At 61.6% G+C, this 20,033-nt stretch carries 16 protein-coding genes; 4 read left to right on the top strand and 12 right to left on the bottom strand.

The genetic code is table 11. From position 1 onward, the window contains the following. Positions 1-37: 37 nt before the first annotated feature. A complete protein-coding gene (locus tag LOY26_RS12170) occupies positions 38-1,414 on the bottom strand; it encodes an L-serine ammonia-lyase (RefSeq protein ID WP_186663657.1) in 1,377 nt (458 codons plus the stop codon). A gap of 146 nt (positions 1,415-1,560) precedes the next feature. On the opposite strand from LOY26_RS12170, the gene LOY26_RS12165 reads away from it, so the two are divergent. Further along, positions 1,561-2,496, top strand: a complete 936-nt coding sequence (locus LOY26_RS12165; protein WP_186663656.1) for a LysR substrate-binding domain-containing protein — start codon at positions 1,561-1,563, stop codon at positions 2,494-2,496. A 17-nt stretch (positions 2,497-2,513) separates the two neighbouring features. Here LOY26_RS12165 and LOY26_RS12160 read toward each other — a convergent pair whose 3' ends face one another. From LOY26_RS12160 to LOY26_RS12110, 11 genes are all read right to left on the bottom strand, one after another. Further along, positions 2,514-3,929 (bottom strand): undecaprenyl-phosphate glucose phosphotransferase, encoded by a 1,416-nt coding sequence (locus LOY26_RS12160; RefSeq protein ID WP_033697665.1) that lies wholly within the window; start codon positions 3,927-3,929, stop codon positions 2,514-2,516. 212 nt (positions 3,930-4,141) lie between these two features. Then, a complete protein-coding gene (locus LOY26_RS12155; protein ID WP_186659020.1) occupies positions 4,142-4,906 on the bottom strand; it encodes a WecB/TagA/CpsF family glycosyltransferase in 765 nt (254 codons plus the stop codon). After that, complete coding sequence (locus LOY26_RS12150) at positions 4,906-6,093, bottom strand: glycosyltransferase family 2 protein (protein WP_186659024.1); 1,188 nt, start codon at positions 6,091-6,093, stop codon at positions 4,906-4,908. Before LOY26_RS12150 ends, LOY26_RS12155 begins: the two co-directional genes overlap by 1 nt. Next, positions 6,090-7,292: a glycosyltransferase family 4 protein gene (locus LOY26_RS12145; protein WP_186663654.1), complete on the bottom strand. Its 1,203-nt coding sequence runs from the start codon at positions 7,290-7,292 to the stop codon at positions 6,090-6,092. Before LOY26_RS12145 ends, LOY26_RS12150 begins: the two co-directional genes overlap by 4 nt. A gap of 49 nt (positions 7,293-7,341) precedes the next feature. Continuing rightward, positions 7,342-8,343, bottom strand: a complete 1,002-nt coding sequence (locus LOY26_RS12140; RefSeq protein ID WP_186663653.1) for a VirK/YbjX family protein — start codon at positions 8,341-8,343, stop codon at positions 7,342-7,344. Between the two features lie 7 nt (positions 8,344-8,350). Beyond that, a complete protein-coding gene (locus LOY26_RS12135; protein WP_033697660.1) occupies positions 8,351-9,328 on the bottom strand; it encodes a glycosyltransferase family 2 protein in 978 nt (325 codons plus the stop codon). A gap of 5 nt (positions 9,329-9,333) precedes the next feature. Next, complete coding sequence (locus LOY26_RS12130) at positions 9,334-9,864, bottom strand: serine O-acetyltransferase (RefSeq protein WP_186663652.1); 531 nt, start codon at positions 9,862-9,864, stop codon at positions 9,334-9,336. Positions 9,865-9,872: 8 nt separating this feature from the next. Next, positions 9,873-10,829, bottom strand: a complete 957-nt coding sequence (locus tag LOY26_RS12125; protein ID WP_033697658.1) for a glycosyltransferase family 2 protein — start codon at positions 10,827-10,829, stop codon at positions 9,873-9,875. After that, the gene (locus tag LOY26_RS12120) at positions 10,822-11,439 is read right to left on the bottom strand and encodes an acyltransferase (RefSeq protein ID WP_186659036.1); all 618 of its coding nucleotides are present in this window, start codon (positions 11,437-11,439) and stop codon (positions 10,822-10,824) included. The genes LOY26_RS12125 and LOY26_RS12120 overlap by 8 nt, the downstream gene beginning before the upstream one ends. A 106-nt stretch (positions 11,440-11,545) precedes the next feature. Continuing rightward, positions 11,546-13,012, bottom strand: a complete 1,467-nt coding sequence (locus LOY26_RS12115; RefSeq protein ID WP_258714811.1) for an FAD-dependent oxidoreductase — start codon at positions 13,010-13,012, stop codon at positions 11,546-11,548. 275 nt (positions 13,013-13,287) lie between these two features. Continuing rightward, positions 13,288-14,664, bottom strand: a complete 1,377-nt coding sequence (locus LOY26_RS12110; protein ID WP_186659042.1) for an oligosaccharide flippase family protein — start codon at positions 14,662-14,664, stop codon at positions 13,288-13,290. A gap of 94 nt (positions 14,665-14,758) precedes the next feature. Here LOY26_RS12110 and LOY26_RS12105 point away from each other — a divergent pair, with 94 nt between their 5' ends. From LOY26_RS12105 to galE, 3 genes are all read left to right on the top strand, one after another. Beyond that, a complete protein-coding gene (locus LOY26_RS12105; protein ID WP_258714810.1) occupies positions 14,759-16,285 on the top strand; it encodes an O-antigen ligase in 1,527 nt (508 codons plus the stop codon). 5 nt (positions 16,286-16,290) lie between these two features. Continuing rightward, on the top strand, positions 16,291-18,891 hold the full coding sequence (locus LOY26_RS12100) for a cellulase family glycosylhydrolase (protein ID WP_258714809.1): 2,601 nt from the start codon (positions 16,291-16,293) through the stop codon (positions 18,889-18,891). 108 nt (positions 18,892-18,999) lie between these two features. Next, entirely contained in the window at positions 19,000-19,962 is a 963-nt protein-coding gene (galE, locus tag LOY26_RS12095; protein WP_186659050.1) for a UDP-glucose 4-epimerase GalE, read from the top strand. The last annotated feature ends 71 nt before the right edge of the window (positions 19,963-20,033 follow it).

Here is a 20,033-nt window from a genome sequence, read left to right as displayed (position 1 = left end):
AGACCCGGGGCCGCAAAGCGGCCCCGGGCAGGGTGAATCAGCACTCGACATAGGCGACAGCCAGGCCGCCGCGCGAGGTTTCCTTGTAGTTGGCATGCATGTCCGCACCGGTGTCGCGCAAGGTGCGGATAACCTGATCGAGCGAGATGAAGTGCTCGCCATCGCCGCGCAGGGCCATCTGCACCGCGTTGATTGCCTTGACCGCAGCAATCGCGTTGCGCTCGATGCACGGCACCTGCACCAGCCCGCCGACCGGGTCGCAGGTCAGGCCCAAGTTGTGCTCCAGGGCAATCTCGGCGGCGTTTTCCAGTTGCGGTGGCGTGGCACCGAGCACTTCGGCAAGGCCAGCCGCCGCCATCGAGCACGCCGACCCCACTTCGCCCTGGCAACCGACTTCGGCACCGGAAATCGAAGCGTTGGTCTTGCACAGGATGCCGACTGCGGCCGCTGCAAGCAGGAACCTCACCACATCGTCATCGCAGGCATCCGGGTTGAACTTCATGTAGTAGTGCAGCACGGCCGGGATGATGCCTGCCGCACCGTTGGTGGGCGCCGTCACCATGCGCCCGCCGGCGGCGTTTTCTTCGTTTACCGCCAGGGCAAACAGGTTGACCCACTCCATGGCGCTGAGGGTCGAACCGATCACGTTCGGCTTGCCCAGCTCCTGAAGGCTGCGGTGCAGTCGTGCGGCGCGGCGCTTGACCTTCAGGCCACCTGGCAGGATGCCCTCATTGCGCAGGCCATTTTCGACGCACTCACCCATTGCCGCCCAAATGCGCAGCAGCCCTTCGCGCACCTCGGCTTCCGTGCGCCAGGCACATTCGTTGGCCATCATCAGTTGCGCGACACTCAACCGGTGCGCCTTGCACAGCGCCAGTAACTCAGCCGCGCTGGCAAACGGATACGGCTGGTCGACCGAATTCGCTTCACTCTGCGGGGCATCGACCTCAGCCTGCTCGACGATGAAACCACCGCCCACCGAATAGTACGTCTGGCTGAACAGGCTGCTCTGCCCGCCCAGCGCTTCAAGGGTCATGGCGTTCGGGTGATACGGCAGGCTTTCGTCCAGCAGCCGCATGTCGCGGGTGTAGTTGAACGCCAGCGGGTGGCTACCATCGAGCATCAGGCAGTGCTCCTGCATCAGCTGGTCGATCCGCGGCTCGATGGTGGCGGGGTCGATCCGGTCCGGCCACTGGCCCATCAGCCCGAGCAGGCATGCACGGTCGGTGGCGTGGCCAACCCCGGTGGCCGACAGCGAGCCATACAGCCGCACCTCGACGCGCGTCACCTGGGCCAGGAAACCGCGCTCGCGCAGGGCCTGGGCAAAGGTCGCCGCCGCCCGCATCGGGCCCACGGTATGGGAGCTCGAAGGGCCGATGCCGATTTTGAAGAGGTCGAAAACACTGATAGCCATACTAATGCCTGACCGGGCTGGACAGAAACGCCCATGCACGGCTCACTGGGAAAATTGAACGCTACTGCGAAGTTGAGCGATACTGACCTGCTGCGGCAAGGATGACCAACGAAACCTCCTAAGCAAGGCTTTAGTGGTACTAAACGATGAGACGACAACTCAATGGCCAGATGTTCGTCTGGCTGCATGTGTTCTCCTGTGCGGCCCGGCATTTGTCATTTACCCGCTGCGCCGAAGAACTGCACATCACACCGGGCGCAGTCAGCCAGCAGATGCGCCAGCTGGAGGAACGGCTGGGCTATCGCCTGTTCCTGCGGCGCGCCCGCGGGGTCGAGCTGAGCGCCGAAGGGCAACGCCTGGCCCAGACAGTGGCCGAGGCCTATGGCAGCATCGAGGCCGAGCTGCTGCGCCTGGACGCCGGTGAGATCCGCGGCACCTTGCGCCTGCGTTCTATTCCGTCATTTCTGGCCAAATGGCTGACGCCACGTTTGCCGCGCTTTCAGCAGCGCTACCCGGACATCGAGTTGCGGCTGGTGGCCGAAGACAGCGCACAGGCACTGCACCCGGGGGACTTCGACCTGGCCATCGACCTGAACGATGGCAGTTACCCGGGCATGCTGTCGACGCCGCTGCTGGACGAGCAGATCTTCCCGGTCTGCTCGCCCACGCTGCTGCGTGGCCGACCACCGCTGCACGGGCCGGCTGACCTTGCGCATTACCCCTTGCTGCATGACATCACCGCCTGGCGAGGGGCCTCGGAGTACGCTGAATGGGAGTTCTACCTGGAAGGTATCGGCGCGGGCGGCCTCGATGTACGGCGGGGGCATACCTTCAACCGCAACCACCTGACCATCGAGGCGGCGATTGCCGGGGTTGGCGTGGCAATCGCCCGGCGAACCCTGCTCAACGATGAACTGGAGCGGGGGGCGCTGATCGTGCCATTCGGGGTAGCGATCGCCAACCACAAACGCTATGTGGTGCATTACCCGCCCGGCGGGCTGACCCAGCCCGGCGCCCGCGCGGTGCATGATTGGCTGGTGGAAGAGGCTCGCGGGTTCAGGGAACTGCACCCGCTGGCGTGAGGGTCGACAGCGTCGGGCTAGTAGGCCTGCTTGCCGGTAAAGGCATTGAGCGTGCGGACCAAAATGACAAAGTCGAGCCACAACGACCAATTGTTGATGTACTCGATGTCCGAGTCGACCCGCTGGATCATCTGCTCAATGTCTTTGGTTTCACCCCGGAAGCCCCTGACCTGCGCCAGGCCGGTCATGCCGGGTTTGATATTGTGCCGCGCAAAGTAGTCGACAATGTCTTGCGAATACAGCGTATCGTGCTGAAGTGCATGGGGGCGCGGCCCCACCAACGACATTTCGCCGGTCAATACATTGAACAACTGCGGCAACTCGTCCAGGCTGGTCTTGCGAATAAAGGCACCCACCCGGGTGAGCCTTGGGTCATTCTTCTGAGCCTGTTTGACAACGCCATTTTCCGGTTGATGAACATGCATGCTACGGAACTTCCAGATGCGGAAGGATTCCCCCGTCCAGCCCATCCGTTCTTGCCTGAAGAAGACCGGGCCGCGACTGTCGATCTTGATCGCGATAGCCACCGCCAGCAGCACCGGTGAGGCACACAGTAAAATCAATGCGGCCAGCACCCGGTCTTCGAGGTTTTTCAGAAACAGACTCATGCCGGTCAAGGGTGTTTCCGACAAGGTCAATACCGGAATACCGGCAATTTCCCGCACACTGTGGTTAATCAAGCGCAACGAGAAGATATCCGGCACCCAGTTGACCGCAATGCACTTGTCGAGCAACTTCAAATACACATCGTTAATCACTTCGGAGCCACCCAGCGGGGTGACCAGGTACACCGTGCGAATGGCGTGCTTGGCGACAATCTCGTCAAGGTCGGTGACATGCCCGAGCACCGGCAGGCGCTGCTTTGCGTCGGCACTGCCCTGCTCAGCCGAATCATTGATCAGCACGCAACCCAGCACCCGCTCACCGAACCAGGGGTTGTTGCTGATCTTCTGGTGTAGGAAGTTGGCAAGGTCACCCGCACCTATAATAAGCGCGTTGTCCAGGCGGGCGTGTGCGGTAAAGCGTTTTTGCAATTCACGCACCACCACATGTAGAAACAGCTGGGCAAAATAACCAAAGACAAACAACTGCACCACCAACAACCGCGAGTACGTCTCGCTTTGTTTGGTAAGAAATGCCATGACCACCAGAAAACAAAAGGTTGCCGACCACGCCTTGAACAACCTGAACGCCTTGATCGACAAGCCGACGTTGGTTCGATAAATTGCATAATGGTCGTAAATAACAGCCAGCGCACCAATTAACAACAGCAGCATGATCACATAATCAGAGGTAATGTGACCGAATTGATCATAGATCAAGTACCAGGCAACACCGGTTACTGCAATTCCATCTAGACCTGCCTGAATGGCGTTACTTACGCTGCTTCTTCGCTGAAGTAAGGAACGACTGCTTCTGGGTTCGAGAACCATTTCAGACCTCATTAATTTGAGCGTAGCAAGTGCCGTGCAGCTTACTCAATCAATCCATAACAGCCTTTGAAGTAGAATCTTGTATTCTGAATAGTCTTCGCCGCCCCCCAAGGCCGCTTGTTATCACTGTAGCAGTCGCTCGCCCACCCGGCGGGCGGAATCCGCCCTGCCATGGATTTTGGCCATTTCAGACGGCTCGCCTGGCCGAATCGTCAGATACGCCTGGGCGTATTACGGGCATCGAGCGTCTTCGCCTTGGTGCAGAACAGGGTTCGTATAAGGAACGCCGGGTTACCCACCACGTAACGCATGAACAGGCGTTTAGGCTCCTTCACCAAACGGAAGATCCACTCCCCGCCCAACCGGCGAAGCCAGGCCGGGGCCCGGCTGACCTTGCCGCCAAGAAAGTCCAGAATCGCCCCACCGCAGACGATCAGGCACGGCCCGCCACTGGCTACCAGCCTTTGGGCAAGCGCTTCCTGCTTGGGCATCCCCATGCCCAGCACGATCAGTTCCGGCTGCGTTGCCCGGGCAAGTTCAAGGTAAGTGGCCACATCGGCAAAACCATCGTGGACCGACACCGGCACCAGGCCGAAGCGGGCCTCGCTGCACTGCACCGCTTGGCCCAGAAACGGCTCTCGGGTACCCCAGAACGCAACTCGCCGCCCCTTGAACGCCGCCATCAGCTTGGGGATGAGGTCTGTACCATTCATGTTCAGCCCAGGGTCCAGCCCCAGGCGGCGATAAAGGATGGCCATGCCGGCCCCATCACGCAGCAGCACATCGGCAGAACACAGCGCCTTGCAGTAATCCGCATTACCCGCCACCAGGTTCATGCCATGGGCATTGACGAAACCCAGTACCGTCGGCGCCTCGGGCCGGCACAGTGCCTCAAGCAGGTGTTGCGCTTGCGCAGGGTCTCTGACTACCTGCAGTTTGCCGATAATCGTTTTCCAGCGGCTTTGCCATTCGCTCATCAGCTGTCATCCCGTTTCGAGCGCACCCATTCAACCTGGCGTTTGATCAAGAAACCCAGATACAAAGGGATCTTTCTCGCGGCGTAGAAAGGGGCGTAAAGCAACACCGAAAACGGGATCAGTTCCCGAGAGAAACGCCACCACGCCAGCAGCACCGCCACACCCAGCATTGCCAAGGCCGCCGTGGCGATCCACGCCGGTGCGGTGATACCGAACAGCAGCGCGGCCAGCCAGCACACGCCTACCACCACTATCAAGGCCAGTACCAGCAACGCCAACGGCGGGACCATCAGGTCCAGGGCCATGGCCAGCAGCGGCCAATTGCGCCGCGCGAGCGCGCCCACCAGCAAGCTAGGCACTTGGGCCACGATCACCCCCAGGTGGCCATGCTCCCAGCGGGTGCGCTGGCTGCTCAAGCCTTCCTGGCTGAGTGGGAACTGGCTGGTGACCTGCGCGAGAGGGCAAAACAGCGGTGGCTTGCCGGCCCTGCACAAATCCAGGCCCAGCTTCAAGTCTTCGACGAGGTGCCCATTGGCCAAATCGACCGCTGCCAGGTCCCGCCAGGAGAATGCCATGCCCGCCCCCATCAGCTGACAAGGCCAGCCCAGGCGTGCCCACCCTCGCGGGCGCACCAGGTTCTTCACCCGCCAGGCAAATTCGGCAATCTGCACTTTCAGGCCCGCGCCGGCGGGCGCATGCATCAGGTAGAGCGCCTGCACAGGCCGCGCAGCTTCAAGGCAGCGGCGTGCCAGCAGGTCAATGGCGCCCTCACCCACCAGGCAGTCGGCGTCGACGATGATCACCACCTCTGGCGGGTCCTGCGCCAGATGCCGCACACCGAAGTCCAGTGCATAGCCCTTGCCACGCAGTTGATCGTTGTGCCGCTCCACCACTTCAGCGCCCGCCCTGCGCGCCAACTGCGCGGTGTCGTCACTGCAATTGTCCGCCACCACCAGCAAACGGTCATGGGCCAGCATTTGCGGGCCGACGCTCGCCAGCGTCGACGCGATGATCGACGCCTCGTTATGCGCAGGCACCAGCACCGCCACGCGCGGGCGCCTGGCACCGGCTGCGGGCTGGGATCGTACAGGCAGGCAAGCCAGCAGCACCTGCGCGAACAACACCAACGATGGCAGCAGGATGGCAACCGTCACCAGGCCCAATAGCCACGCCAATAGGCTGATCATGCGCAGGCCTTGAAGTAGCTGGCCAACTTGGCGGCCTCGGTATCGATATCGTGGCGTTGCAGCACCCGCTCATACGCCGCCTCGCCCATGCGCTGCAACACATCGGCGGGTTGCGCCAGGCAATCGGCCATTGCCGCAGCCAGCTCCTCCACCGTGCCCGCCGGGAACAACCAGCCATTCTCGCCCTGGCGAACCAGCTCGGGGATGCCCGCCACATAAGTCGTCAGCACCGGCCGGCGCAACGCCATGGCCTCCATGATGACCACCGGCAAGCCCTCGGCGAAGCTGGGCAACACCAAGGCACGGGCCGCCAGAATTTCGTCCCGCACCTGGGCGCCGCTGATCCAGCCGGTTATCCGCACCTGTGCCTGCAAGCCATGGCGGGCGACCAGGGCTTCGATCTGCCCGCGCATCTCGCCATCCCCTGCCAATACCAGCTCGAATGCAACGCCTTGGGCGGCCAACAGGCGGGCCGCCTCGATCAGCAACAGTTGGCCCTTCTGTTCGCACAGGCGCCCCACGCACACCAGGCGTGGCGCCGAAGGTGCTGCAACAGCGGCGACGGCATGAAACTCGCGCTCCAGGCCACAATGCACCACCTTCACTTTCCCCCAGTGCTCATGGGCCACCCAGCGGAACAACTGGCTGCGCCCGTAAGAGCTGACCGCCGCGACAAACGCTGCGCGGCGCACCTTTTCGCCCACGTGCAGAAACTGCGGTTTATCGAATTCTTCCGGGCCGTGCACGGTAAAGCTGTAGCCAGGCCCGCCGAGTGCATGGGCCAGCATCACCACCTCGGTGGAGTTGGTGCCAAAGTGCGCGTGCACGTGCTTGGCGCCAAAGGCCTGCAACCAGAGCAAGACCTTGCACGCCTCTGCCAGGTACACCAGGTGATAAGGCCAGGTCCGGTCTGCGCGCTGGCCCATGCGCAAGGCCAGCCACAGGGTGGCGAAGAAGCGCCGGGGCTCGGCGCGCAGTACCTGCAGCGTCGGTGCCAACAACCCACCGACACCGTCCTGCAGCACGTAGCGGGTCTTGTCCCGCTCGGCAATATCCTCGGCGTCCTGCAGTTCGGCGTCCCAGCCCCGCAGGGCAATGCGCTGGATCTCCATGCCCTGGCGCTCCAGCGCCAGCATTTCGCGTCGAATGAAGCTATGGCTGACCTTCGGGTACTGGTTGATGAAGTAAGCAATGCGCATAGGAATCCAATTCAATGCCTGCGTAATGAACCCTGCCAACGGCAACCCGTTACTTCAGGCTGTCGATCGCCGGCGGCGGCCCCCCTGCCGATGCACGTTCAAGCACATCCCCCTTCATCCCTTGTAGCCCATGGTTGCGCTCGCTGCCTGACAATGCAGCTTCAACGCGGGCGAAAACGTCATCCAGCAAGGCATGACGCCGACGGTACATCGCCCGCTTCTTGGGCGCGATGTCGTCTGCAGCCCGCTTGGCCGCGGCCAAAGGCAGACTGAAAAAGTCCTCGCGCTCCGACGCTGTGGCGCCGTTTTCCTGCCAGATGACGTCGTAATGGGCGGCCAGGTCTTGCGCCTTGTCGGCGCCAAAATAGGGATGACGATGGTGGCGGTACGCATCGCCGACGGCGTAGATGCGCACTACCCCCAGTGCCCTGGCCATGCACTTGAAGGCTTCCAGCAGAAAACTTCTGGGGCGCAGGCCTTCGAAGTCCTTGGTCAGGTCCCTGTAGATGTTCAACGACGTTTCGCTGTCGATGCCTTTGTGAATGCCCTGGACGGCGCCAATGAACAGGCACAACTCACCGTGCTGACGGCACAGGGTGAACGCCAGTGACGCCACGCGCAGATCGCCCTGGAACAGGTTGAGCACCAGTTCACCTTCACGCTTGAACCAGATGGGCCGGTCCAGCAGCAGCGCGCACCCCTTCGAATAGGCTGACAGGTCACACAAGGTCAGGCTGTCGTCCCGGCCCAGCAGCAACAATTTCGGAAACTGCCTGGCCACCTCTTCGAAGTGCGACGCCACCACCCCCAGGCGCTCCTGCGCCTGCCAATTCTTGCTGATGTAGGGCCACTGCACGACGCCGATGCAATCCACCCCAAGCCTTGCGAAGCGGTCATCACCCAGCGCAGCCGACATGCGCTGCATGAACGCCTTCAGTGCGGGCCACTGCCTGGCGATCTCTACCGTCAGCTTGGCTTTGTTGTTCAAGGCCCGCAGCGAGTAGCCGGGTTGCAGGGTGAGCACACTTTTCACTATCGATCTGGCAATCATAGGGCTCTCATTTGTACTCGATCAACGCGGCCTTGCCGGCAGCGAACCGGTTCAACAGGAACTTTACCTGCCCAAGCATTTCAGGGAATTTGCCAAGCACCAGGAACACCGCCTGCAACCAGTTCTCGCGCCTCGACTTGCCACCGCGACGCGCCAGGCGCGCGGCCTGCAGCGGGTAGATCAGCAACAGCAGCAGCGCCCAGCCACCCAGCAGGCCACTGGCAAGCACTGTCGCCAGCGGGATACCCAAGCCCCACAGCCAGGCGCGGCGAGACTCGCGCAACCAATGATGCTCTGGCGCGCCCCCATGCAAAAAAGCACCTTCGGCATAGGCATGGCCGGCCCGCAAACTGCGTCGCCACCACTGCCTGAAATGGGTCATGGCCGCATCGTGCAAGGTCATTTCAGCGGCCAGCCGCCAGATCTTCCAACCCTTGGCGCGCAAGCGCACGCACAACTCTGGCTCTTCGCCGGCAATCAGGTCCGGGCGGAACCCGCCCACTTGGGTGAACGCGTCGACACGCATCAATGCATCGCCACCACAGGCCTTGGCTTCACCGATGGGCGTGTCCCACTCCAGGTCGCACAGCCAGTTGTAAATCGAGCGCTGGGGGAACCGTTCGCGGCGACGCCCGCACACCACCGCCACCTCAGGGTGCGCCTGCAGAAATGCCTGGGCGCTGGCCAACCAGCCTGGGTCCACCTCGCAATCACCGTCGACAAACTGCACGTAGCGCATCGATGGCAACAGCCGTTGCAGGCAAGCGAAGCCCTCGTTACGCGCCCGGGCTGCGGTGAACGGGCGGGCCATGTCGAGCGCCAGCACGTGCACGCCCAAAGCCTGCGCCATGGCCACGGAGCCGTCGCTAGAACCTGAGTCGACGTACACCACCTGGTCCGCACCGTGCGCCAACGAGCGCAGGCAGCGCTCCAGGCGCAGCCCCTCATTGCGGCCGATCACCACCACGCCGATACCTGTCTCCATGAGCCTCACTCGACCGGGCACGCCTCAGCTTCAGTTGGTTTTCGACGCTTGACGGTCGCGGGTACACCGACCGCCAGTGAGTCGTCGGGCACATCGATCAGCACCACGGCATTGGAGCCAATGGTCACGTTGTTGCCGATGCGGATATTGCCCAGCACCTTGGCCCCTGCGCCGATATCGACGTTGTTGCCAAACACCGGCGCAATCGGCTCGTTGACGTTCTTCAGGCCCACCACCACACCGTTGCGAATACGGCAGTCATCGCCGAACCGGGCGTAGCCACTGATGACGATGCCGCCAAAATGGTCGATGACGAAGTTGCGGCCGATCACCACCTCGCAGGGCAATTCCACCCCGGTGATGATCTGCACGAACTTGAACAGGATCTTGTAGAGGATGGAGAACAGTTTGCGCAGCAGGGCCGGGCGCACACCATAGCGCCAGCGCCCAAAGCGATACACCAGCAGCACCCAGAACCCCTGGGCGCCCCAATCACCACCGTGTGCACGCAAGTCCGCGCGGATATTCTCGAACATGGCTTCACCTACCGTGTGGGTTGGGTTGCGAACCGGGTCTTGAACAACAGCGACCAGGTGGTCTGGCAATGCCGCCAGCAGGCCCGTATCGCAGCGCGGCCCCTTCCCTTCAACAGCGCCTTGAGCGCCAGCACCAGGTCCCCTATGCACACCAGCAGCATGTGCAGTGCCAGCCCGGCAACACCGTGGTGTTTGCGAAAGTACAGCAGCTCGCTCTCGATCTGGTAACTGGAGATCTGCCGGCTGGCCGCCTCCAGTTCGCTGACTGACTTGGAGCTTTCGCCGCCGATGTGCACCACCGTGGTATGGGGATAGAACACCACCTTCCAGCCCGCCTCCTTGACCCGCTTGCAGTGGTCAACTTCCTCGTAGTACAGAAAGTAGCGCGGGTCGAACAGGCCGACCTGGTCCAGCACTTCTCGACGGACCAGGTAGAAGCAACCAGGCAGCCAGTCGCACTCCCGTACCGAGCCATGGTCCCAGCTCATCTCGTCGACCATTTTCAAGCCAGGGAAAAACCGACCCAGCCCGGTGCGACCGACAAACACGTTCAGGGGGGTCGGGAAGTAGCGGCAACTGGGTTGCAGGTCACCCTCGCGACCTTCCAGGCGCACACCCAGCACACCGCACTCAGGGTGGTTGTCCATGTACTCGATGGTTTTGGCCAGGGAGTCGGCCGCCACGAAAGCATCGGTGTTGAGCAGCAGCGCGTACTTGCCCTGCAGGTGCGCGAGCAACTGGTTGTTGGCACGGCCAAAACCGACGTTCTTCTTGTTGCTCAGCAACAGCGCCTCGGGGCACACCTTGGCCATGCGCTCTACAGAGTCATCGACCGAGGCATTGTCGACAACCAGGTAACTGGCGAGTTTTTCGCTATCGGCCTGGCGCAGCGCATCGAACATGGGCTGTAGCAAGGACGCGGTATTGAAATTGACCACCATGACATCGACGGGTTTTCTATCCATTGCTACCGTCCCCGAAGAAGTACTGCCGCCGTTGCGCAGCCAGGACCGGCTCGACCGCCGGGTCGAAGGCACCTTTGCGCTGTTTGACCATTTCGATCCAGGGGTAGCTTTCGCAGCGATCCTCGACCCTTTTGATCAGGGCCTCGGTGGTGCAGATGAACTTGGCCGGGTTGCCGCCGACCACGGTGCCGGGCAGCACGTCCTTGGTGACCACCGCACCGGCAGCCACGATCGAGTCGGGCCCGATGGTCACGCGGGGCATGACGATTGCGCCATGGCCGATGAAGCAGTTGTCCTTGATATCGATGTAGCCGACGGAATCGAGGTGTTTGCCGTAGCAGAGTTCGATCAGCGCGACCACGCCATCGTGCCCGATCAGGGTGCAATCCGAGAGCCCGACGTTATTGCCAATGCGCACCAGCGCAGGGTCAGTGACGTTGCACCCAGGGTTGATGTGAAAGTTGTTGCCTACCGAATGAAACTTGCCCCAGCGGGCCAGGTAGTTGCCCCACTCCCGTCCTGTAGGGTTACAGAACTTTTTGTATGTCGAGCCTCCACGCCCTGTGGAATTGACATAATACGTCAGTGCACTCCGTAGCCATCCATTCATTCTGCAAGCCTCGCAATCAAAGCGAATCTGGACTGTCCCTGAGGCGAATTCGGTCTCGTTCTTCTTGGTGCTGACCGCATCGCACTCAACCCATTTACAACGTGCGTTACACCGTGGCACCCGTAGCCGATTTCAATTTCTCATTGAGGTGGTCCGCCAGCCGCACGGCAAATTGCAACAACGGCATGGTCGGGTTCGAAGCACCGCCCTTGGCGAAGATACTGCTTCCCGCAACGTAGAGGTTCTGGGTGCCGAAGACTTTGCAGTCGGCATCGACCACACCGAACTCGGGTGACGCGGCCATGCGCGTGGTGCCCATATGGTGGGCATGCGGCGCCATCTTCAGCGGCACCGACGTGTCATACACGAAGTCGTTGAGCTTGACGTAGCCAAGGTCCATGTCGGCGAACTGCTTGGCCAGTTCAGTGCCAATGCACTTGATGGTGTGCCGGTCGGTGTCGCTCAACGCCCAATTGACGTTGACCTTGGCCACCCCCAGTTCATCCTTTTCATCCAGCAGCGATATGCGGCTTTGCCGGTTGGGGAACTGCTCGATCATCGTGCCGATCACGCCGTCGCCGGGGCAGCTGAACTTGGCGAAAAATTCGATTTTGCTGGCAACGCCCATGTCACAGGCGAGGTTCTCCAGAAAGTGTTTGACCTCGGCCGTGCGGCCATAGGTCTGTACATCCGAGAGCAATGCGGCAGTCACATTGCCTTTACCTGCCTGGTACTCCGCGACAAAGGCATCGGTGGTGTAGTACTGGCGCATCTCCTTGTCCTGGTCCGACTTCAGGATGAAGGTCCCCATGTCGATATTCAGGTGTTCCATGAAGCAACACCCAGTCAGCCCTTGCTTGTCGACGATACCGGCGGCCAGCAGGGTTTCACTGTTGAGCAATTGCCGGGCATTTTCGATGGCGCCGGCCGCCAGGATGAAGTGCCTGGCCTGCACGCGCTGCCGATGGCGGTCGTAGTCAGACACCACGGCGGCCATCACCTGGCCCGAGGCTTTGTCGAACTCAAGATCGACGCAGTTGCAATTGATGAACACATCCAGCCCCGCAGTCTCATTCAGCGCTGTTGCGTACTTCTGTGCAAAGCGCGTCGGCGGGCTGAGCAGGAAGCGGTCAGGCTCGAACTCGCCGCCACTAAGGCCGGTGTTCATCGCATGAAATGCCGCGCCTGACGGCAGGTCGACGATCTCCATGGCCGCCGCCAGATAACCCTCGATTTCCGAGTACGGGATGGGCCAGCCGGGCAAGTCACCAGGCGGTGCAACGGCGAAATCCGAAGGGGTAAAAGGCCGACAGCGCCCCGCCCAGTGATTGGACGTGCCGCCCAGATAACGCAGGCGTGTTTCCTCGGCGTACAACTCAAGGCCAGTCGACGTGCACTGGTACAGCCCTTGCGAATGCGGCGAATACTCGTGCCCGCCCCCTTCGGCCAGCATCACGTTCCACCCGGCAGCCGCCAACCGCAGCGCCAGGGTAATGCCTGCGGGGCCAGCCCCGATGATGCAAAAATCGTAGCCGTCACGCAGCGTTTTCTGCTGCTGATAGTCCTTGATCATGCTTGCTCGTTCCGGAAGTACTGCGACGGCAACACCCAGCCATTGATTACCACGTAGCCGGTTTTTTCGACGGGGTTGCGTGCAACGTCTGCGCCCCCGCCAAACATGGCGCCGCCAACGCCCAGCAAGACACAGCTCTGAAGAAAGCCCCTACGACCCAAAAGCGCAGTACACAACGTAAGCTTCCCCATGATCCCGACCTATCTCGATGAAGTGTTCAAAAGTCAGTCACTCGACCGCCCCGACGTTGAAACATCGCTCGCCAGACGGCGGCGTTACAGCCAGTTGAACAAACGGGTCGCCAGCAGGCCGCAGAGCGCGCCCACCGCCAGCATCGGCAAGACCACCAGCTCGCGCTTGATGCTGAAGATATCAAGCTTGCAGTTGACGTAGACAATCAGCAGCAGCGTCGGGAAGGTATGCAGGGCAACCCCCCAGATTGCATAGTTCACCCCACCAATGGCTAGCAGCAGTGGCAACAACGCCCATAACGAGACTAGCCGGATGATGTTGTCCATGGCCTGGTACTTGGTCAGGCCCAGGGCAATCCATATCTGGTGTGCCAAGGTATAGCGCAATGTGAAGAAGGACAGCGACAGAATGGCTAGGATCGTACCTGCCTCGGTGTAACGCGCGTCGTACATCCAGCCGATCAGCAACGGGCTGGCGGTCAGGAACACCCCGCAGGCAAACAGCATGGCCAGGTCGACCAGCAACCTGAAACGGTAGTACAGGGCCTTCAGGCGCTCTTTGTCACCTTCCCGGGCGGCTTCGCTGAAGGCCGGCAGCGCGACCGACCCCACCAGTTTCAGCAACCCGGTCTGCACAGACCCGAGGATCAGCACGGCAATGGAATACACACCCAATTGCCCCGCCGTCATGCTGGCGCCAAACCAGATGCGGTCGCCGTACATGGCCAACACCCCCACCATCGACGACAGCAGGATCCAGCGGCCAAACACGATCAGCTCGGTCAGTGCACTGCGGTCCCAGCGCAAATGGTTGTTCGGCCCTTGCAGGGCCGTGTGGCCCAGTACAGTACCCGCCAGGGCACTGACCAGGCCCGCGACCACCAGTGACCAGATCGACCGCGTGAAGTAGCCGATCACCAGCATGGCGATCAAACCGACCACTTGCGAGGCAAGGTCTACCAGCACCACGCGCTTTTGTTGGAAAGTTCGTACAGCGACATCTATCTTGGTGGATTGGAAGCCCCAGATGATTGCCGAAAGGCCAGTCACCGCCAATACCATCGGCAGCTCCGGCGCCGCATAGGTGGAGTCCGCCGGCCACAGGTTGGCAAGCTGCGCGAACCAGGACGCGGCCGCCAGCAGCAAGGTCAGGGCAAACAGCACGAAACCGCGGATGATCTGTACGGTCCAGGCGGTATTGAGAAATTCTGGGTCGTCACCCCGGTGGCTCTGGATGATGTTCTGGCGCAAGCCGACATCGGAGAGCAAGTGCAAAAGCACCGAAACCGTGGTGGCAATGACCATCACACCGAACATTTCCGGCAATAGCAAACGGGCCATGATCAGGTTGCCGCCCAAGCGCAGGACCTGTGACGCCACCAGCGATACCAGGTTCCATGACCCGGCCTTCAGTGCGCGGTTGCGCAGGCTCGCTGAGGCTGACACATCAATCGACGGCATGACTTCAATCTCTGACTGATTCGCTAAAAGTCACTATAGTTTCAATTAGCCATGATGCTAGCCGTTGCTTACCGAGGGATAGGTGCCTTAGCCAATGCCTGAACATTTTCGTGCACTTGTCGTCATTCTGTTTCTGGCAGGCGTCGTTTTCGTCATGGCGCGCCGCCCGGCGACAGATCTCATCCCCTACAGCGACTTCAAGCGCCGACGCAACCTATGGTTCGTCCTGACGCTGGTGGCCTTTGCCTCCCATAATTTCTGGGTGTACATGGCTGCGGCCGCGATCATCCTGTATATCGCCGGGCGGCGCGAACGCAATGCCATGGCGCTGTTTTTCATGTTGCTGTTCCTGATTCCACCTGCGTCGGTGCAGATACCCGGGTTCGGCGTGGTCAACTACCTGGTCGACCTCAACCATGTTCGCCTGCTGACACTGTGCGTGTTGCTGCCTGCGGCGCTGGCCTTGAGCAGGCAAAGCGACACCCTGCGCTTCGGCCGCACCTGGCCGGACAAGCTGCTGGCGGCAAGCCTGGTGTTGATGAGTGTGCTGTACCTGCGTGAAACCACCCTCACCGACACCTTGCGCCAGGCACTGTACCTGTACATCGATGTGTTCCTGCCGTACTACGTCGCCAGCCGTGGGCTCAAGGAAATCAGTGACTTCAAGGATGCCATGCTGGCGTTCGTACTGGCCTCCTTCGTCCTGGCATTGATCGGCGTCGCCGAGTTCGTCCGCCACTGGCTGCTGTACAACGCCCTGATCGATGCCATGGGCGTGCAGTGGAGCATGTCCGGTTACCTGAGCCGCGGTGGCTCGCTGCGCGCCAGCGCCACCACCGGCCAGGCGATTGCGCTGGGTTACGTAATGAGCGTGGCCATCGGCCTGTACCTGTTCGTCCAGGGTTACGTCCGCAGCCAGCTGCAGCGGGTACTCGGCGCACTGCTGCTGGCCGCCGGGCTTTTCGCACCCTTGTCCCGCGGCCCCTGGATCGGCGCCGTGATCATCGTGGTGGTGTTCATTGCCCTGGGCAAAGGCGCGGTCAAGCGCCTGACCGTGCTCGCCCTCGCCGGCGTACTGGCGCTGCCGCTGCTGACGGTGCTGCCCGGGGGCGACAAGGTGCTGGACCTGTTGCCCTTCATCGGCAATATCGAGAAAGAGAACATTACCTACCGGGAACGGTTGATCGACAACGCCTGGATCGTCATCCAGCGCAACCCGCTGTTCGGCTCGTTCGACTTCCGTAACACCCCGGAAATGCAATCGATGATTCAGGGTGAAGGCATCATCGACATCGTCAACACCTACGTCAGCCTGGCGCTGCGGGTCGGGCTGGTCGGGCTCGCGCTGTTCGTGGCGTTCTTCGTCACCGTGCTGCTGGGCATCCGCAAGGCCATGCGCGCATTCCCCGACAAGGATGACGAGCAACGGCAACTGGGCCGGGCCTTGCTGGCGACCCTGGTGGGCATTCTGGTGATCATTTTCACCGTCAGCAGCATCACCATCATCCCCACGGTGTACTGGTCGATCGCCGGGCTTGGGGTGGCCTACATACAAAGGGTGCGCAGGCTCCGTGCCAGCCAGGCCAGCGCCCTTGCCGATGCACGACTTCAACCCAGGTGATGCCAATGACCGCTTTTTCCATGCACCGCTTCATGCGGGCTTCGCTGCTCGCTGGCCTGGCCGTGGTGTCGCAGGCTGGCTGGGCATCAGGCTGGCTCGTCAGCGTCGAAGAACAGAACGGCCTGCCCACCGTGACCCGCGGTGGCGGCCCCGTGATGAAAGCAAAGTTCGATTTCTGGGCGGCTGACTGGAGTTGGACCGGCTTTTATACCGCTTTCAAGGTCAATGCGCCCTACCTCTACACCCTGCAAGGCAAGAACAAGGAGCTGGACTTCGACCTGGCAGCGGATATCCGCAAGGAGCAGGCGCAAACCCTGACCTGGGCGTTCGACCTGACCGCACACAGCAGGCAGAGCGACGTGATGGGCGGCGGCATCGTGTTCCAGTTCGACCCTGCCGTGGTCGCCGGGGAAATGGGCGAGCCGGTGCTGCTACCCGGCAACCGCGGCTGGTCATGGGGCAAGGATGCGCAAGGCAGGCGCATCGAGATGCGCTTTGAGCCGGCGCTGGCGAAGGTGTACTTCGAACAGGGCAACACCTCCGAAATTCGCGCGTTTTTCTACAAAGACCCCATCAGCGCTGGCCAGCAGCAGATCAAGGCCACGTTGAACGTGACCGGCGATATCGAGCTTGGTCCCACCCCAACCGAACGCTTTGGCCTGGCCGACCCCACACAATGGCCCGACGACCAGCTCGACTGGCAAACCTCGCCGGTCGACCTGTCCTTTCTCAATGCGCCAGAGAAACCGGCAGGCAAGCGCGGTTTTGTGAAAGCCTCTGGCGAGCAACTGGTGTTCGAGGACAACACGCCCGTACGCTTCTGGGGCACCAACCTGTCCGCATACTCGCTGTTCAAGACGCCGGACGAGGAAATCACCAAACAGGCCAAGCGCCTGTCGGCACTGGGCTTCAACCTCGTGCGGCTGCACCACCATGACTCGCCGTGGGTCAGCCCGAACGTGTTTGGCGACGGCACCCTGATTCGCGATACCCAGCAGCTCAACGCCGAATCACTGCGCAAGATCGACCTGTGGGTCAAAAGCCTCAAGGACGAAGGCATCTACGTATGGCTCGACATGCACGTACAGCGCGCCCTCACTGCCAATGACAATATCTATGCCTTCGACGAACTGGCCAAGGGCGAGAGCCGGGTCGACCTCAAGGGCTATGCCTATGTGAACCTGAGCATTCAACAGGCGATGAAGCGTTTTGCCGAGCAGTACATGACCCATGTGAACCCTTACACCGGGCTTGCCTACAAGGACGACCCGGCAATTGCCGCGGTATTGATCACCAACGAGAACGACATCACCCAGCACTACGGCAACGCCCTGATGCCGGACAAGCGCGTGCCCAAGCACAGCCAGCTCTACATGGAGCAAGCCAAAGCCTTCGCCAAGCGCCATGACCTGTCTGCAGACCGCACCTGGCGTGCCTGGGAGCATGGCCCGTCGAAACTGTTCCTGAACGACCTGGAACGGCGCTTCGATGTCGACATGATCGCGCACCTGCACAGCCTGGGGGTCAAGGTACCCATTGCCACCACCAGCACCTGGGGTGGCAACGGCCTGAGCGCGCTGCCGGCGCTTACCGCTGGCGATGTGATCGACGCACACAGCTACGGCGCCATCGGCCAGCTCGAAAAGAACCCGCTGACCAGCGACGGGATGATCAACTGGATAGCCGCAGCCCAGGTGGTCGGTTTGCCCCTGACGGTCACCGAGTGGAACGCCGAACCCTTCCCTCTGCCCGACCGCCATTCACTGCCCCTGTATGTGGCAGGCACCGCCAGCCACCAGGGCTGGGACGCCATGATGCAATACGCCTACAGCCAACAGGCCTTCAACAGCGGCTGGCGCACGGCAGACAATTGGCACGCCTACAACGACCCAGCGATGCTGGCCACCCTGCCCGCCGCTGCCCTGCTCTATCGCCGCGCCGATGTACGGCAAGCCATTACCCGCTACGTTTTCGCGCCAACACCCGCCACCTTGTTCGATCAGGACATCACCCCGCGCAACGCGCTGGCCCTGCGTACCGCCATGGAAAAAGGCAGGCTGCAGATTGCCATGCCCCAGACGCCGGAGTTGCCGTGGCTGAAACCCAGCGTCATCCCTGCCGACGCACAGGTGCTGCACGACCCTGGGCAGTCGCTGCTGGACGCCGATGCCAGTGAGGCGGTGACCGATACCGGGGAGCTCAAACGCAACTGGCAACAAGGCCTCTACACCATCGACACGCCCCTCACCCAGGCCGCGACGGGCTGGCTTGGCGGGCGAACGGTCAACCTTGGGCAAATCGCGGTACAGGCAAAAACACCGTATGCCAGTGTCGTCGTGCAAAGCCTGGATGCGAAACCGCTCGGTCAGTCGCGCAGCCTGCTGATCTCGCTGGGCACCCGGGCCGTGCCCAAGTCCGATGACAAGACACCGTTCAATGTCGAGCCCTTCGAAGGCACGTTGTCGATCAAGGCTGCAGCTGGCTTGAAACTCTTCGCGCGCGACGCCCAGGCACAGCTGAAGGAACTGCCAGCGGCCTACCAGGACGGGCGATACAGCATCACCTTCGATGGCCAGTACATGTCCAACTGGCTGTTCTTGAAATAGGGCATTTGGCCATCTACAGTCTCTGAAGACCTGTAGCTGATACTCCCGCCGGTTCGATTCAGGGACGACTCACTGCGTCGGTACAACAGCAGCGTCCAGGAGGCACGGATGAAGTTACTGGTTGTCGGTGGCGCGGGGTATATCGGCTCGCACATGGTCAAGCACTTGCTGGCCGCAGGCCATGAAGTGGTGGTGGCGGACCTGGTGTCGCCTGGCCCTGGGGTGCAATGGGCCGAACTGGACATTGCCAATGAGCCCGCGCTGGATGCCCTGTTCGCCGAGTGCCCGTTCGATGCGGTGTTCCACTTCGCTTCGTTCATTCAGGTGGGTGAGTCTGTCAGCGCCCCTGGCAAGTACTATCAGAACAACGTAGCGGCTACCCTGACATTGCTGCAGGCCATGGTGAATGCGGGTATCAAGCGCTTGGTGTTCTCCTCCAGCGCTGCCGTGTACGGCAACCCCCACTACGTGCCCATCGACGAAGCGCATGGCAAGGCACCGATCAACCCTTACGGGCTCAGCAAATGGATGGTCGAGCAGATCCTTGAGGATTTCGACCGCGCCTATGGGCTGAAGTCGGTTTGCCTGCGTTACTTCAACGCTGCGGGGGCTGACCCTGACGGCCAGTTGGGCGAACGCCATGAGCCGGAAACCCACCTGCTACCGCTGATTCTCCAGGCAGCCTCCGGCCGACGTGATGCGGTGACGGTGTTTGGTCGTGACTACGACACTGCAGATGGCACCTGCATCCGTGACTATGTCCATGTCGCCGACCTGGCATCGGCGCACGCGCTGGCGGTGGACTACCTGGTGGCAGGCGGCGCCAGCACGGCATTCAACCTAGGTAATGGGTTGGGCTTTTCAGTGCAACAGGTGATCGATACCGCCCGTGCAGTCACAGGCCGGCAGATCCCTACGCTCGATGCGCCACGCCGCGCCGGCGACCCGCCCAGGTTGGTGGCGGATGCCAGCAAGGCAATGCAGGTGCTGGGATGGCAGCCTGCGTATGCGTCGCTTGAACAGATTGTGGCGCATGCCTGGCAGTGGGAGTTGCAGTACCCCTGGCATTGAGAGCTGCCTGCTCAATTCCCTGGGACCGCTTCGCGGCCCGTTCGCGACGCAAGGCCGCTCCTACAGACCGC

This window comes from Pseudomonas sp. B21-047 (genome assembly GCF_024748775.1).
GTDB classification, from domain to species: domain Bacteria; phylum Pseudomonadota; class Gammaproteobacteria; order Pseudomonadales; family Pseudomonadaceae; genus Aquipseudomonas; species Aquipseudomonas capeferrum.
Note: the sequence above shows the minus strand (reverse complement) of the source record. Positions and strands in the feature narration are given on the sequence as shown.

Bases quoted from the DNA above. Each gene is read 5' to 3' on its own strand.
- LOY26_RS12170 (WP_186663657.1), bottom strand. From the start codon at position 1,414: ATGGCTATCAGTGTTTTCGACCTCTTCAAAATCGGCATCGGCCCTTCG.
- LOY26_RS12165 (WP_186663656.1), top strand. From the start codon at position 1,561: ATGAGACGACAACTCAATGGCCAGATGTTCGTCTGGCTGCATGTGTTC.
- LOY26_RS12160 (WP_033697665.1), bottom strand. From the start codon at position 3,929: ATGGTTCTCGAACCCAGAAGCAGTCGTTCCTTACTTCAGCGAAGAAGC.
- LOY26_RS12155 (WP_186659020.1), bottom strand. From the start codon at position 4,906: ATGAGCGAATGGCAAAGCCGCTGGAAAACGATTATCGGCAAACTGCAG.
- LOY26_RS12150 (WP_186659024.1), bottom strand. From the start codon at position 6,093: ATGATCAGCCTATTGGCGTGGCTATTGGGCCTGGTGACGGTTGCCATC.
- LOY26_RS12145 (WP_186663654.1), bottom strand. From the start codon at position 7,292: ATGCGCATTGCTTACTTCATCAACCAGTACCCGAAGGTCAGCCATAGC.
- LOY26_RS12140 (WP_186663653.1), bottom strand. From the start codon at position 8,343: ATGATTGCCAGATCGATAGTGAAAAGTGTGCTCACCCTGCAACCCGGC.
- LOY26_RS12135 (WP_033697660.1), bottom strand. From the start codon at position 9,328: ATGGAGACAGGTATCGGCGTGGTGGTGATCGGCCGCAATGAGGGGCTG.
- LOY26_RS12130 (WP_186663652.1), bottom strand. From the start codon at position 9,864: ATGTTCGAGAATATCCGCGCGGACTTGCGTGCACACGGTGGTGATTGG.
- LOY26_RS12125 (WP_033697658.1), bottom strand. From the start codon at position 10,829: ATGGATAGAAAACCCGTCGATGTCATGGTGGTCAATTTCAATACCGCG.
- LOY26_RS12120 (WP_186659036.1), bottom strand. From the start codon at position 11,439: ATGAATGGATGGCTACGGAGTGCACTGACGTATTATGTCAATTCCACA.
- LOY26_RS12115 (WP_258714811.1), bottom strand. From the start codon at position 13,012: ATGATCAAGGACTATCAGCAGCAGAAAACGCTGCGTGACGGCTACGAT.
- LOY26_RS12110 (WP_186659042.1), bottom strand. From the start codon at position 14,664: ATGCCGTCGATTGATGTGTCAGCCTCAGCGAGCCTGCGCAACCGCGCA.
- LOY26_RS12105 (WP_258714810.1), top strand. From the start codon at position 14,759: ATGCCTGAACATTTTCGTGCACTTGTCGTCATTCTGTTTCTGGCAGGC.
- LOY26_RS12100 (WP_258714809.1), top strand. From the start codon at position 16,291: ATGACCGCTTTTTCCATGCACCGCTTCATGCGGGCTTCGCTGCTCGCT.
- galE (WP_186659050.1), top strand. From the start codon at position 19,000: ATGAAGTTACTGGTTGTCGGTGGCGCGGGGTATATCGGCTCGCACATG.